The organism is Erwinia sp. AnSW2-5, assembly GCF_045107195.1.
In the GTDB taxonomy this organism is placed as follows: Bacteria; Pseudomonadota; Gammaproteobacteria; order Enterobacterales; family Enterobacteriaceae; genus Erwinia.
In genome coordinates this window covers 124,625-139,309 of sequence record NZ_JBJGXA010000005.1, presented here as the reverse complement: position 1 = coordinate 139,309, position 14,685 = coordinate 124,625, and the positions used below count along the sequence as shown (strand labels likewise).

Here is a 14,685-nt window from a genome sequence, read left to right as displayed (position 1 = left end):
GATGCCTGAACTCACCGATATGTTAACCAGCCCCGCGCTGCAACGCTGGCGGCTGATGCTGGGGGACGCGGCGGAAAGCAGCCTCGGCGGCCTGGATGAACACGCCCGCGCGGTGGATAACGCCCTGGAATGGTTGTACGGCCGCGATCCGCAGCGCCTGCAACGCGGCGAGCGCCACGGGGGCAGCCAGGGTTCGCAGCTCACCACCCCGGAATGGATCAACGCCATCCACCAGCTGTTTCCGGCTGAGGTGATCGAACGGCTGGAGAGTGACGCCGTATTACGCTTCGGCATCGATGATGTGGTCACCAACATTGAGGTACTGGAACGCATCGCCCCCTCTGAAGGCCTGCTGCGTGCGGTGTTACATACCAAACACCTGATGAACCCGCAGGTGTTACAGGCCGCGCGCCGTCTGGTGCGCCAGGTGGTGGAGCAGATTATGGCGCGGCTGGCGACCGAGGTCCGGCAGGCATTTTCCGGCACCCGCGACCCCCGCCGCCGTTCACCGATTGCCCTTGCGCGTAACTTCGATTTTAAAGGCACGCTGCGCGATAACCTGCACCGCTGGGACCCGCAGCGCGGGCGGCTGTATATTGAAACCCCGGTATTTATCAGCCGGGTTAAACGCCACAGCGAGAAATGGCAGCTGATTTTGCTGGTCGATCAGAGCGGATCGATGGTGGATTCGGTGATCCACTCCGCCGTGATGGCCGCCTGCCTCTGGCAGTTACCGGGAATTCGCACCCATCTGGTGGCATTCGATACCAGCGTGGTGGATCTGACGGCCGACGTGCAGGACCCGGTTGATCTGCTGATGAAAGTCCAGCTGGGGGGCGGCACCGATATTGGCAAAGCGGTGCAGTATGCACGGCAGCTGATCGAACAGCCGCAGAAAAGCGCGATTGTGCTGGTCAGCGACTTCTTTGAAGGCGGGTCGCCCTCACTGCTGGTGAATCAGGTCAGGCAGTGCGTGCAGAGCGGCAGCAAAGTGCTGGGGCTGGCGGCACTCGACAGTAAAGCCGCCCCCAGCTACGACCGTGAAATGGCGCAGCGGCTGGTCAATGCCGGGGCGCAGATTGCTGCCATGACCCCAGGTGAACTGGCGGCCTGGCTGGCGGAGAACCTGCAATCATGAGTGTGACCGTGCGCAGTGAACTGCTTGAACTGACCCCGCAGGCGCTCATCGCCCTCAGCAATGCCGGTTTTGTGAAACGCGGCCAGAAAGAGATCGCCGCCGGAAACCTGCCGTCGTTCAGCGATAATGACGGCGTGCTGACGGCGCAGTTTAGCGATGGCATCCAGACCCGATTGAGTCAGGGCCAGGCGCTGAAAGAGGCGCACTGCAGCTGTGGAGCCAGCAGCATGTGCCGCCATCGCGTGATGCTGGTGCTCGGCTATCAGCAACTGTGCGCCACTGAGGCGACAGCAGCCGCAGCCCCTGCACGCTGGCTCCCCGGCGCATGGCTGGAAGAACTGAGCGCACTGCCTGCGGCAACGCTTAAACGTGCGCAGCAGCTGGCGGATAAAGGCTTGGTGGTAGAGCTACACTGTGAACCCGGCAAAGTGCCCGCAGCGAAACTGCCCATGAGTGATGTGCGCTTTTTCTCGCGCAGCAGCATGCAGTTTGCCCGCTGCGACTGCGTTGAGGGTGCGCTGTGTGAACATATTATTCTCGCGGTGCAGGCCTTTGCCGCTGCTGAAGCCCGGCATCCGGGTTTTGAGCACCTCGTCTGGCAGTTACAGGGCGAACGACAGGACGATGTCGCTGAGCTGGCGGAGAGCGATGACAGCCTGGCGCAGCTGTATCAGCTCAGTTATCAGCTGTGGAGCGGCGGCATCAGCCAGCCTTCCGTTAGCGTTGCTCCGTTGCTGACCCAGGCACAGCGCAGCGCGCAACAGGCCGGCTGGCGCTGGGTGACACTGTCACTCCAGCAAGTCACTGAAGGTATCGACCGCTTTCACCAGCGCGCATCCCATTATCGCGCCGGGTCGTTTCTCAGTCAGTTCGCCGGGCTGACGGCGCGCGTGCTGGCCGCCCGCGAGATGGCGCGCGAAGCCTCAGAGGGCAAAACGCCCGCTCAACCCTGGCGCAATATCGTCGGCCTCGGGATTCAGGATCGGGTCAAACTCGACCATCTGCGCCTGGTCTCGCTGGGCATGGAGTGCTGGCAGGATGACCACCATTACGCGGTGCGCATCTGGTTTACCGATCCGGACACCGGCAGCATCCTGCATCTGTCGCGCCAGTGGCCGCGGGCAGAACAGCAGAATGCACCGGGCTGGCAGCGCCGTATTGCGGGGTTCCAGGCGTCGATCCTGGCTGGCGGGCAAATCATCTCCCAGGCCGCACAGCGCGATGCACGCGGGGAGCTGCACCTGGCTGCCCGCGATCGTCTAAGCACGGTTGCCCCCCTCACGCCCTCCGCGTGGGAGATGCCCGAGTTCCCTCTTTGCCAGCCGGGCGTGGCAGCCCTGCGACACCATCTGCGACAACAGCAACCCGCCTTCACCCGCCCCCTCAATCACAGTGATAACCTGTTTATCCTGCCGCTGGGGGAATGTCTGGACATCCGCTGGGATGCCGGGCGGCAGACGCTGGAAGTGGATATCATCAGCGGTGCGGGTGAAGAGAATGTGCTGCGGTTATCACTGAGTGCAACGCCCGCGGCCCCGTACGCCATTGACTGCCTGGTTGCCCTGCTGCAACAGCAGGACGATGCGCCCTGCCAGGTCTCCGGCCGGGTGTCGGTGATTGACGGTGTTCTGGTGCTGGAGCCGCTGGCGATCATGACGCGCCAGCGTGCCTGGGTGCTGAATGCCGCAAGCGAGCCGTCTCAGACGCTGCCAGCCCGCTCATCGCCCCCGGCATTACCGTTGACACTGTCCCTGCTACAGCGCTGCCAGCAGATGCTGATCCAGTGGCTACACAACGGGTTGCACCACCAGGAACAGCGTGTCTGTCGTGACGCTGAAACGCTGGCGCAGGCATTGAATGAGTGTGGTTTTGAACGGCTGGCGCGCCTGCTTCGTCAACTGCCTGCGTTACTGACGGGCACGGATCAACAGCGGCTGGTGAATACGTTACATGCGGTGGTGTTGCTGCGGGATGAACTGGAACAACAGTGTCTGCTGACGCCGCAGGACGCGGACGCCAGTTAAACAGCATCACGCCCGCAGGCGCGGGCGTGATGAGGATTACAGCAGCGGTTTATCACCACGCTGCCAGAGGCGCAGCAGCAGACGTTCAACGCTGCCGGTGGCGCTGTCGGTAAAGCGGCTCATCACCCCTTTGCGGCGCGCATAACGCACCCCGATCACCTGGTGTTTGTCCATCTGATCGATAATCAGGTCATCACTGGTGCTGATGGCATCAACCAGGCCTTTCTCCAGCGCCTGGGTGCCGTACCAGTGTTCCCCGGTCGCTACGCTGTCAATATCCAGCGAAGGGCGCATCTGGTGTACAAACTGCTTAAACAGCAGGTGCGTTTCATTCAGATCCTCACGGAACTTCTCACGTCCCTGCTCGGTATTCTCACCAAACAGCGTCAGCGTCCGTTTGTATTCCCCGGCCGTGTGCAGCTCAACGTCGATCTCATTGCGTTTCAGCAGACGGTTGAAGTTAGGAATCTGCGCCACGACGCCAATCGAGCCGATGATGGAGAACGGGGCCGCCACAATACGGTCCGCCACACAGGCCATCATATAACCGCCGCTCGCAGCCACTTTATCGACGGCGACCGTCAGCGGGATTTTTTTCTCACGCAGGCGCTGAAGCTGAGAGGCTGCCAGACCGTAACCATGCACCACGCCGCCAGGGCTTTCCAGACGCAGCAGGACTTCATCCCCGGCCGTCGCCACCGCCATCACCGCAGAGACCTCTTCACGCAGCGAGGAGACTTCACCAGCATCCATGCTGCCTTTGAAATCGATCACATACAGCGTGGGTTTCGCCGCTTGCGGTGGACGCCCCAGCTTCGCCTGCTGTTTGGCGGTTTTTGCCTCCAGCTTCTCTTTTTTCTTCTGCTCTTTGTGCCACAGTTTTTGCTGTAACGGCTTCATCTTCGCCAGCCGCATCGTATCCTGCATTTCCGTGTAGCGTTCATCCAGGTGGGTCAGTTTTAGCTGGCCGCTCTGGGCACGTTTGCGCATGGCAAGATTAGCGATCACCACGGCGATGGCGACAATCGCCACCACCACAGTGACGGTTTTTGCCAGAAAAAGTCCATAATAAGAGAGTAAGTCCACTCACACCGCCTTGATTTACATATGTTAGAGATACGACAGTGTAGCGGAGTCGCCTGCTGACGTCACTTCACACTAAATCCGGGCTGCGCGATTGAACTCATCGCCGTTTTCAGGCATAAATCACTTTGTTCAATCCGTGCAAGGGTTTACGTCAGGCGACAATTCACCGCCCCACGGATATCCCCCCATCGCCAGAGGATCTTTACGTGCACTATCAACCGAAAAGCGATCTGCTTAATCACCGAATTATTCTTGTGACCGGCGCCAGCGATGGCATCGGGCGCGAGGCCGCCCTCTCCTATGCCCGCTACGGTGCGCAGGTGGTATTGCTGGGCCGTAATGCTGAAAAACTCCAACGGGTCTGTGATGAAGTGAATCAGCACGGCAACGCCCCGGCGCTGTGGTTTACCCTCGACCTGGAAACCGCGACGCCGGAAAGTTGCCACCAGCTGGCGCAGTCAGTGGCCGCTCAGGTGCCGCGTCTGGATGGCGTGCTGCATAACGCCGGGCTGTTAGGCGATGTGGTGCCGATGGACCAGCAGGACCCGGCTACCTGGCAGCAGGTGATGCGCGTCAATATCGACGGCACGTTTTTCCTCACCCAGGCACTGCTGCCGCTGCTGCTGAAGTCGGAGGCCGCCTCGCTGGTGTTCACCTCTTCCAGCGTTGGCCGCCAGGGCCGCGCAGGCTGGGGCGCTTACTCGGTATCGAAATTTGCCACCGAAGGCATGATGCAGGTCCTGGCGGAAGAGTACGACCCACGCCAGCTGCGGGTAAACTGCATTAACCCCGGCGGCACCCGCACCAAAATGCGCGCCAGTGCCTTCCCACAGGAAGATGCCAATAAGCTAAAAACCCCTGCCGACATTATGCCGCTCTACCTCTGGCTGATGGGCGATGACAGTAAACGTAAAACCGGGATCAGCTTTGATGCCCAGCCGGGACGTAAAGCCGGAGCGGCAGAATAATGGCCGCAGAAGATCGTCATCAACAGCGCCAGCAACGGCTGAAAGAGCAGGTGGACGCGCGCATTGCCGCAGCCACCGATGTGCGCGGTATCCTGATGGTCTTTACCGGCAACGGTAAAGGAAAAACCACGGCCGCATTTGGCACCGCCACGCGGGCGGTCGGGCATCAGAAGCGTGTCGGGGTGATTCAGTTCATCAAAGGCGAATGGCCGAACGGTGAACGTAACCTGCTGGAGCCTCATGGCGTTGAGTTCCAGGTGATGTCCACCGGGTTTACCTGGGACACGCAAAACCGTGAAACGGACACCGCCGCCTGCCTGAGCGTGTGGCAGCATGGCAAACGGATGTTGCAGGATCCCACGCTGGATCTGGTGGTGCTGGATGAGCTGACCTATATGGTGAGTTTTGACTATCTGCCGCTGGAAGAGGTGCTTGAGGCGTTGCAACAGCGCCCTGTTCATCAGAGTGTGATTATCACTGGTCGCGGCTGTCACCGGGAGATTCTGGAGCGGGCGGATACCGTCAGCGAAATGCGCCCGGTGAAACATGCCTTTGATGCCGGAATTCAGGCGCAACAAGGCATTGACTGGTAAGTGCTATAACGCAAAAGGGACCCGAAGGTCCCTTTTTTACATCATGCACATCACGCAACGTTAGCCTTGCTGACGCTTAGACGAGCGGCGATTGCTGCCCGGCTTGCTGGCTTTCGTGGTGGTGGTGGTATGACGCTTAACCGCACGGCGGATCTGGTTCGCTTTAGTACGACGGCGATCTTTCTCCACCGCGACTTTGGTGACCGTTTCCGGTGCCAGACCGACCAGCTCACGCAGGTAGTTGGTCGGCTGAAGTTCCAGCTCCGTCCAGCCACCACGCGGCAGGCCTTTCGGCAGATCGATATCGCCGTAGCGAATACGGATCAGACGGCTCACCTGCACGCCGACCGCTTCCCAAAGACGACGCACTTCACGGTTGCGCCCTTCGGTCAGCGTTACGTTGTACCACTGGTTAATCCCTTCGCCGCCCGTGAACTTCAGGGTTTTAAAGGCGGCCGGACCGTCTTCTAACTGCACGCCACGGCTCAGCTGTTTGATCTTCTCGTCATCCACTGCACCGAATACGCGTACGGCATATTCACGCTCAACTTCACGGCTCGGATGCATCAGGCGGTTTGCCAGTTCACCATCGGTCGTGAACAGCAGCAGACCGCAGGTGTTCACATCCAGACGGCCAACGGCCACCCAGCGCGCACCGCGCAGCTTTGGCAGACGGTCAAATACTGTCGGACGGCCTTCCGGGTCATTACGGGTACAAAGCTCGCCTTCCGGCTTGTAATACGCCAGTACGCGGCACACTTCGGCAATGGATTCAGTAACAGGAACAATATGGCCGTCAACACGGATCTTCATTGATGCGCTTGGCTCAACACGGTCACCCAGTGTAGCCAGCTTGCCATCAACGCTGACGCGTCCGGCAGAGATCAGGGTTTCGATTTCACGACGGGAACCGTGCCCGGCGCGTGCTAAAACTTTTTGTAATTTCTCGCTCATGGAGCTACCTCTGTGTCGCCTTCCCAGGCGTCATGGTGAAAACAGAATTTCTTTTGTTTTCAATAACTTAACGTGTGTATCGCGTGTCATTATACAGCCTTTTTACGACTGTGTAACCTTCTTACACCGCACAGGCTCAAAAAAAGCCTAAAACGTCGCCCCACACTCAATGCGACCCGTTGAAAGAGTGAGCGTTGTTGGGTTACACCCGCCGCCCCTGTTTATCGAGCAGTTTTTCGCCGTCCTCCTTACTGAATTCGCCCTGCTGCGGGTCGGGCAAAATATCAAGAACAGCTTCTGACGGCCTGCATAATCTGGTGCCAATCGGCGTGACAACAATCGGGCGATTAATCAGAATCGGATGTTCCAGCATAGCCGCGATTATTTCATCATCGCTGAACCGGTCCTCTGCTAACCCCAGTTGCTCATAAGGCTCCACGTTGTGACGAAGCAGTGCGCGGGGCGTGATCCCCATTGCGGCAATCAACTCTTCGAGCTTTTCACGATCGGGCGGCGTCTCCAGATAGAGGATCACCGTTGGCTCAACGCCGCTATTGCGAATCAGCGCCAGCGTGTTGCGCGATGTTCCACAGGCAGGATTATGGTAGAGAGTAATATCCGTCATGTTCATTCTCCTATCATTGGGTCAGCGCCAGGCGCACAGCCAGCGCACTCAGGGTGACAAGCAACACCGGCAGTGTCATAACCACACCAACACGGAAGTAGTAACCCCAGCTAATCTTGATGTTTTTCTGGGCAAGCACATGCAGCCAGAGCAACGTCGCAAGGCTGCCAATCGGTGTCATCTTAGGCCCCAGATTGCAGCCAATCACGTTGGCATAAATCATGGCTTCTTTCACCACGCCTTCCGCCGCGCTGGCGTCGATTGAGAGCGCACCGATAAGAACGGTAGGCATATTGTTCATCACTGATGAAAGCAGCGCCGTGACTAAACCCGTGCCAAAGGTGGCAGTCCACAGACCACCGCTGGCGAAGGTATTCAACAACGAAGTGAGATAGTGGGTGAACCCGGCATTTTTCAGGCCGTAGACAACCAAATACATCCCCAGTGAGAAAATGACGATCTGCCAGGGTGCGCCTCGCAGGACCTTCCCGGTGTTTATCGCGTGGCCGCGTTTAGCCACGATAAACAGAATGAGTGCGCCAAACGAGGCAATGGCACTCACAGGGATCCCCATCGGCTCAAGCAGGAAGAAGCCCGCCAGCAACAGAACCATCACCAGCCAGCCCATTTTAAATGTCGCCGGATCTTTGATGACATCCGTTGGGGATTTCAGCAGCGAAATATCGTAGTTGGCAGGAATGTCTTTACGGAAGAAAAGATGCAGCACCATCAGCGTGGCAATGATAGCGGCGATATCTACCGGTATCATGACCGATGCATATTCAGTGAACCCCAGTCGGAAAAAATCCGCTGAAACGATATTCACCAGATTGGAAACGATCAGCGGCAAACTGGCGGTGTCCGCGATAAAGCCGGCTGCCATAACGAAAGCCAGGGTCGTTCCTTTGCTGAAACCCAGTGCCAGCAGCATTGCGATAACAATGGGCGTCAGAATGAGCGCCGCGCCATCATTAGCAAAAAGTGCAGCAACCGAAGCGCCTAACAGAACGATATACGTAAACAGCAGCCGCCCTCGCCCATTACCCCATCTGGCAACATGCAACGCGCACCACTCAAAGAACCCCGATTCATCCAGTAACAGGCTGATAATGATGACAGCGATAAATGCAGCCGTTGCATTCCAGACGATATGCCAGACAGCCGGAATGTCATCCAACTGGATAACGCCGGTCGCCAATGCCAGAACGGCCCCCATCGACGCACTCCAGCCGATGCTCAGTCCGCGAGGTTGCCAGATGACAAAACCCAGGGTGAGAATAAATATTGCGCCTGCCAGTAACATTGAAATCTCCCATACGGAAAACACATTCGTTTTAGTGAATGTGTTTTGTTTTCAGCCGCACACCTTAGCGTGGGCATTTTTCAGTGACTCACGCACGTCGTCGCGCTGGCTGCTCCAGGCAGTATCAATAATCGAGGCAACCCAGGCAGGCATATGCGGTGAAAGACGGTAATGGACCCATTTGCCCTCACGGCGATCCAGGACTAACCCGGCATCACGCAGCAAGGCAATATGCCTGGAAATTTTCGGCTGTGACTGGCTTGTCGCTGCACAAAGGTCACACACACATAACTCTCCTGCTTCCCGCAACAGTAAAATCAGTGTCGTCCGCGTCTCGTCAGCAAGCAGTTTGAAAAGTTGAACAGGGTGCATAAGCAAGAGTTCCCGTGAAAACAGGATACATATGCTAATTCATATATGTTAAAAGTAAAAGCAGATCTCAATCACGGGAGAATGTCAGCGGCCGGGATCGGGCCGTCGTGAGGCAAAAACACGCGGCAAGCCACGCTCATTTCATCAGAAAAGGGGATCACCCGGGGTGACATGGCCATCACGATTAACGTCAATCCCCATTTTTTTTATTCTGGATAATAGCGTGGTGCGTTTCAGCCCCAAACGTATTGCGGCCCCGCGTGGCCCGGCGACGATACCATTGGTTTCTTTCAGCACGGCAATAATGCGCTCGCGCTCGTCGTCTTCATTCCGTTGCGGTGCAGGTTCAGATAACGCCGGTGCGGCAACGGCTGCCATCGGCAGCGGATAATTCAGCTCGGGTAGTTGCAGATCCAGCACCGTTCCGCGCGTCAGAAGCACGGCGCGTTCAATCACATTTTCCAGTTCCCGCACGTTCCCCGGCCAGGGCATCCGGCTCAGCAAACGCAGCGTTTCTGCGGGGATACTGTCGATAGTCCGCTTCATACGTTTCGCGATTTTATAGGTGAGGAATTTCACCAGTTGCGGAATATCCTCCGGGCGTTCACGTAGCGGCGGGATGACAATCGGGAATACGTTCAGCCGGTAATACAGGTCACTGCGGAATTCTTTGTCGGCCACCATTTGTCGCAGGTCGCGGTTGGTCGCGGCAATCATGCGCACATTCACCGAGATCAGTTTGTTGCCACCCACCCTTTCAAATTCACGTTCCTGCAAAATACGCAGCAGTTTAGGTTGCAGCTCCAGCGGAATTTCCCCGACTTCATCGAGGAACAGCGTGCCCTGATCGGCCAGCTCAAAACGCCCCATTCGCTGGGCGGTTGCGCCGGTGAACGACCCTTTTTCATGACCAAACAGGTCACTTTCCATCAGCCCGGCGGGCATTGCCGCGCAGTTCATTTTAACCATTCGCTGATCGCGGCGATCGCCAAGATTATGAATCGCTCTGGCGATCAGTTCTTTGCCGGTGCCTGTTTCCCCGAGGATCAGCACTGAACAGTCGCTTTTCGCCACGATCTCAACCTGTTTAAGTACCGCAGACATGCTCGAACTGCGCCCGACAATGTCGCTGAAGTCCGGGTTATTGCTGTTAATTTGCTCGGTCAGATACAGGTTTTCGTGTTGCAGCTTTTCCTTCAGGCTTTTGATTTCCTGATAGGCCAGCGCATTGTCCACCGCAATGGCAATACGTTCAGCGATTTGCTGCAAAAGCCGCAGGTTGGTGGAATTGAAATTATCCGGCTGGCACTGCGCCAGTTTGAGAACGCCCAGCGTTTTATGCCCGAAACGCAGCGGCAGGATGCACAGCGTTGTAGTCTGGTCGCGCCACAACAGCTGGGACAGGATGCTCTCATCGCCTTCCGGTTCGTCGGAAGGCCGCACGTTGGTCAGCAGCATCTCGCCGTTTTTCATCACCTGCTGTTCCAGCGATCCCGCCAGCGTCATGCGCGTGAGTTCGCGTTCAGCGACATGCGTCTGCACATAATGTGTGGCGTAGACGCTGGCCTGTTCGCTGTCTTTGTCGGCATCGTACAGCACAATACTGATGGCGTTAATGTGGAAAAAATGATGGATGGTTTTGGCGATTTCACCGGTCAGTTCGTCGAGATCAAGCTTGGAAAGCACCGCATTGGTGATGTCCACCAGAATGCGGAAATCATCGCGTTCGTGGCGCAGCAGCGATTGCTGCAGCAGCGCATTTTCACGCAACGTTATCTGTTCGACCGCAACCGCCGCCAGCATGCAGAGTTCATGCAGCCCGTTTTTATCTTCTTCGCTGAACGGCACCGCGCGCTGACGGGTAAACTCGCAACCGCCAAGCAGGCCGGAAGCCGCCAGCAACGGCACCAGGCAGTAGTCGGTAAACGCCGGATACAGGTTGAGCACGGCCAGCTGCGGGTAACGCAAATGCAGCGCCTCGCTGCGCCACGCCTGTATTTTCGGATTACTGAGCAACCCATGCACCGGTCCGGTGGCGAGCAAGGTTTCATCTTCATAATTCATCGGCTGATGATGTGAATCGAAGCCGTAAAAGCTGACGCGTTCGCTGTTGCTGTCAAACAGAATCAGGGTCACCGATTCTGCAATACCCGCACTCCGCACCACCTGGGTCAGGATTTCCAGCAGCGAAGTCATGGTCTGTTGTTGCAGCAGTTTGCGCGTCAGTTCCAGCAATCCTTGGTGTTTTGTGGTGCTCATGGTTGCACTTTGCATAGCGTTAGCTCGGGATAACCTGGTGTGTTAAAAAAGGGCAATACGTAAAAGTCTACGCCTTTCGCGGGACTCAGCCCCCTGATGAAATCAACAAATGCGGGGTAAGGGTTCGGTATGTGGCAGCATCATTTGTCGGGAAACGCCCAGCGCGCCGCGCAGGCAAACCTGCGGATTTTCAGTGACGTCGCCGATCGTCACCGCATCGGCGCCCAGCGGATGGCTTCGCAACAATTTCAGTACGGTGTCTTCCGCCTGTGCAGACACCACCGCCACCAGCTTGCCTTCGTTGGCAAAATTCAGCGGTTCCAGCCCCAGCAGTTCGCAAATGCCCCGCACAGCGGGTTTGACTGGCAGCGCATTTTCATCCACCGAAATGCCGAAACCGCTGGCCTCGCTGAACTCATGCAAAATCGCGTTGACCCCGCCGCGCGTCGCATCGCGCAGGGCGTGAACGCCGGAAACGGCGCGCAGCGGCGCCACCATCGGTGCCAGTACGGCGCAATCGCTCTGGATACCGAGATCCATACCCAGCTGCTCGCGAAGATTGAGTATTGTGGCGCCGTGATCCCCCAGCGTGCCGCTGACGATCACTTTGTCTCCGCACTGAATGTGCCCCGCGCCCCACGCCACATCGCCGGGGATCACGCCGATCCCGGCGGTATTAATAAAAATCTTGTCGGCTGCGCCGCGCTGCACGACTTTGGTGTCGCCGGTGACAATCGCGATCCCGGCGTCGCGCGCGGTTTGCGCCATCAGGCTGACAATTTTCTGCAAATCGTCCATCGGCAACCCTTCTTCCAGAATGAATCCGCAGGAGAGATATGCCGGTGTCGCGCCGCTGACGGACAAATCGTTTGCCGTACCGCACACGGCCAGCTTGCCGATATTGCCGCCGGGAAAGAAAATCGGATCAATGACATAGCTGTCGGTGGTGAAAGCCAGACGATCGCCCTGCTGGCTCAGCGCGGCCAGCGATAACCGCGCGCCGTCTTCACGTTCGTTGAGCCACGGATTATCAAACACGCGGAGAAACATCCGTTCAATCAACTGCTGCATCGCGCGGCCACCGCTGCCGTGCGCCATCGTCACAACGTCATTGCGCTCGCTCATCCTGCCACCCTCTGTTTCATCTCGTGCTGTTCCTGTGCGGGGGCATTTTCCTGATGCCGATACTGATACCAGGCGGCGCAGGCCCCTTCAGAGGAGACCATCAGCGCGCCAAACGCGTTATGCGGGGTGCAGCCGGTGCCAAACAACGGGCATTCATGCGGCTTGCAGCGCCCTGTCAGCACTTCGCCGCAGCGCGAACGCGGATCATCGGCCACCGAGTGTGCCTGCGGGCTGAAACGGCGTTCGGCGTCAAAGGCCGAATAGGTTTCCGTCAGGGAAATCCCCGATGCCGCGATCAGCCCCAGCCCGCGCCATTCGCTGCTGCCGGAAAGCTGAAAGACTTCGCGGATGGCGTTTTGAGCCAGCACATTCCCCGCTTCCGGCACGATGCGTCGGTACTGGTTTTCGGTTTTACACGATGCCTCGCAAACTTGTTCCACCAGCATTAAAACGCTTTGCAGCATATCCAGCGGTTCAAACCCGCTGATCACCAGCGGTTTGCCGAATTGCGTAGGAATGAAATGGTACGGGGCGGTGCCGATCACCATGCTGACGTGGCCGGGCGCGAGAAAGGCGTCGATGCGCACATCGTCTTGTTGCAACAAACTGCGCAACGTCGGGATCAGGCTGATGTGCTGGCAAAAGACGCTGAAATGGGTCAGCCCTTCACGCCGCGCCTGTTGCAGCGTGACCGCCGTTACCGGCAGCGTAGTTTCAAAACCGAGTGCGAAAAACACCACCTGTCGCTGCGGATTTTCCCGCGCCAGTTTCAGCGCATCGAGCGGTGAATACACCACCCGCACATCCGCGCCGCGTTCGCGCGCGTTCAGCAACGAACCCTGTTTTCCCGGCACCCGCAGCGCATCGCCAAAGGTGCAAAAAATCACCTCAGGATGCGCCGCAATTTCGCAGCAGGCGTCAATCCGGCCCATTGGCAACACGCACACCGGGCAACCGGGACCGTGGATAAACTCCAGCTGCGGGGGCAGCAGTTTATCCAGACCAAATTTGAAAATAGCGTGCGTATGACCGCCGCAGACTTCCATAATCTGCATCGGTTTTTCAGCGCTATACGGCAGCTGGGCAGCCCGTTTATGCAGGCGTTCAATCAGCGTTTTCGCCAGTTTCGGGTCGCGGAATTCATCGACAAAACGCATTATCTCGCCTCCCCCGCGCCGAGGAACATCGCGACGTCGGCTTCCACTTCTTCCATCGCATGCAGCGCCGCCAGCGTTTCCTGCGCTTCGTGCTCGTCAAGACGGCTCAGCGCAAACCCGACGTGAATCAATACCCAGCCGCCAATCAGCTGTTCGCGTTCGTTCATGCCCTCACAGACCAGTGCGATATTCACCTCACGCCGCAGGCCGCAGACTTCCGCCCAGGCGTGATCGGGCTGTTGCTCATGCAGTGCAACGATCTGCCCCGGAATGCCTATGCACATCGCTGCTGCTCCAGCCACGCCAGCCACGCGTCCATGCCTTCGCCAGTGGTGGCCGAAAGGCAGATCACGTCAATCTCCGGGTTCACCTGTCGCGCATTGGCGATGCAGGTTTCGACGTCAAAACTGACGTACGGCAGCAGGTCGATTTTATTAAGGATCATCAGGCGCGAGGCCGCGAACATATGCGGATATTTCAGCGGTTTGTCTTCGCCTTCGGTAACGGAAAGCACCGCCACTTTGTGCCGTTCGCCGAGATCAAAACTGGCCGGGCACACCAGATTGCCGACGTTTTCGATAAACAGCAGGCTGTTATTGTTCGGCGACAGCTGATGAACGGCGTCATGCACCATCTGCGCATCAAGATGGCAACCTTTGCCGGTATTGATCTGAATCGCCGGAACGCCGGTCGCCCGGATACGGTCAGCATCGTGAGTGGTTTGCTGATCGCCTTCCACCACCGCGCAGTCGACATTGGGCGCGAGACGGGTCAGCGTGCTGGTCAGCAGCGTCGTTTTGCCGGAACCGGGGCTGGACACCAGATTCAGCACCAGAATGGCAGCCTGCGCAAAATGCTCGCGGTTATGCGCGGCGATATGATTATTCTTCGCCAGCACATCCATTTCGATATCCACCAGCCGACGCGGCGCAAACGGCACACCGTGCGCATGGCCATGTTCGTGTTCGTGTGGATGAGAATGTTCGTGGTGAGAATGGTCGTGGTGAGAATGTTCGCAGCTGACGCCTTCAATCCGAAGCTCGCCGCTGGCACAACCGCAGGTACTGCACATAGTTTTCTC

The 14,685-nt window shown here is 57.8% G+C and carries 14 protein-coding genes; 4 read left to right on the top strand and 10 right to left on the bottom strand.

Annotated features, from left to right (window positions below; all coding sequences use genetic code 11):
• Position 1: 1 nt before the first annotated feature.
• Both ACFL9S_RS05175 and ACFL9S_RS05170 read left to right on the top strand, forming a co-directional pair.
• Positions 2-1,138, top strand: a complete 1,137-nt coding sequence (locus tag ACFL9S_RS05175; RefSeq protein ID WP_405260693.1) for a vWA domain-containing protein — start codon at positions 2-4, stop codon at positions 1,136-1,138.
• Positions 1,135-3,162 (top strand): SWIM zinc finger family protein, encoded by a 2,028-nt coding sequence (locus tag ACFL9S_RS05170; protein ID WP_405260691.1) that lies wholly within the window; start codon positions 1,135-1,137, stop codon positions 3,160-3,162. Before ACFL9S_RS05175 ends, ACFL9S_RS05170 begins: the two co-directional genes overlap by 4 nt.
• A 36-nt stretch (positions 3,163-3,198) precedes the next feature.
• Here the strand turns inward: ACFL9S_RS05170 and sohB are convergent, their stop codons facing one another.
• Complete coding sequence (gene sohB, locus ACFL9S_RS05165; protein ID WP_405260690.1) at positions 3,199-4,248, bottom strand: protease SohB; 1,050 nt, start codon at positions 4,246-4,248, stop codon at positions 3,199-3,201.
• Positions 4,249-4,454: 206 nt separating this feature from the next.
• Here sohB and ACFL9S_RS05160 point away from each other — a divergent pair, with 206 nt between their 5' ends.
• Both ACFL9S_RS05160 and cobO read left to right on the top strand, forming a co-directional pair.
• Positions 4,455-5,216 (top strand): YciK family oxidoreductase, encoded by a 762-nt coding sequence (locus ACFL9S_RS05160; RefSeq protein WP_405260688.1) that lies wholly within the window; start codon positions 4,455-4,457, stop codon positions 5,214-5,216.
• Entirely contained in the window at positions 5,216-5,809 is a 594-nt protein-coding gene (gene cobO / locus ACFL9S_RS05155) for a cob(I)yrinic acid a,c-diamide adenosyltransferase (protein ID WP_405260686.1), read from the top strand. Before ACFL9S_RS05160 ends, cobO begins: the two co-directional genes overlap by 1 nt.
• 60 nt (positions 5,810-5,869) lie before the next feature.
• On the opposite strand, the gene rluB is transcribed toward cobO, so the two are convergent.
• From rluB to hypB, 9 genes are all read right to left on the bottom strand, one after another.
• Positions 5,870-6,763 (bottom strand): 23S rRNA pseudouridine(2605) synthase RluB, encoded by an 894-nt coding sequence (gene rluB / locus ACFL9S_RS05150; RefSeq protein ID WP_405260684.1) that lies wholly within the window; start codon positions 6,761-6,763, stop codon positions 5,870-5,872.
• Between the two features lie 202 nt (positions 6,764-6,965).
• Positions 6,966-7,388: a glutaredoxin-dependent arsenate reductase gene (gene arsC / locus ACFL9S_RS05145; protein ID WP_405260682.1), complete on the bottom strand. Its 423-nt coding sequence runs from the start codon at positions 7,386-7,388 to the stop codon at positions 6,966-6,968.
• 13 nt (positions 7,389-7,401) lie between these two features.
• Positions 7,402-8,691, bottom strand: a complete 1,290-nt coding sequence (locus ACFL9S_RS05140; protein ID WP_405260681.1) for an arsenic transporter — start codon at positions 8,689-8,691, stop codon at positions 7,402-7,404.
• A 51-nt stretch (positions 8,692-8,742) separates the two neighbouring features.
• Positions 8,743-9,063 carry a metalloregulator ArsR/SmtB family transcription factor gene (locus tag ACFL9S_RS05135; RefSeq protein ID WP_405260679.1) on the bottom strand — a complete coding sequence of 107 codons (321 nt, stop codon included), beginning with the start codon at positions 9,061-9,063 and terminating at the stop codon, positions 8,743-8,745.
• Positions 9,064-9,207: 144 nt separating this feature from the next.
• Positions 9,208-11,322 (bottom strand): formate hydrogenlyase transcriptional activator FlhA, encoded by a 2,115-nt coding sequence (gene flhA, locus ACFL9S_RS05130; RefSeq protein WP_405260677.1) that lies wholly within the window; start codon positions 11,320-11,322, stop codon positions 9,208-9,210.
• Between the two features lie 102 nt (positions 11,323-11,424).
• Entirely contained in the window at positions 11,425-12,447 is a 1,023-nt protein-coding gene (gene hypE / locus ACFL9S_RS05125) for a hydrogenase expression/formation protein HypE (RefSeq protein ID WP_405260675.1), read from the bottom strand.
• Positions 12,444-13,604: a hydrogenase formation protein HypD gene (hypD, locus tag ACFL9S_RS05120; protein WP_405260673.1), complete on the bottom strand. Its 1,161-nt coding sequence runs from the start codon at positions 13,602-13,604 to the stop codon at positions 12,444-12,446. The genes hypE and hypD overlap by 4 nt, the downstream gene beginning before the upstream one ends.
• A complete protein-coding gene (locus tag ACFL9S_RS05115; protein WP_405260671.1) occupies positions 13,604-13,888 on the bottom strand; it encodes a HypC/HybG/HupF family hydrogenase formation chaperone in 285 nt (94 codons plus the stop codon). The genes hypD and ACFL9S_RS05115 overlap by 1 nt, the downstream gene beginning before the upstream one ends.
• Complete coding sequence (gene hypB, locus ACFL9S_RS05110; RefSeq protein ID WP_405260669.1) at positions 13,879-14,676, bottom strand: hydrogenase nickel incorporation protein HypB; 798 nt, start codon at positions 14,674-14,676, stop codon at positions 13,879-13,881. The genes ACFL9S_RS05115 and hypB overlap by 10 nt, the downstream gene beginning before the upstream one ends.
• Positions 14,677-14,685: the final 9 nt, after the last annotated feature.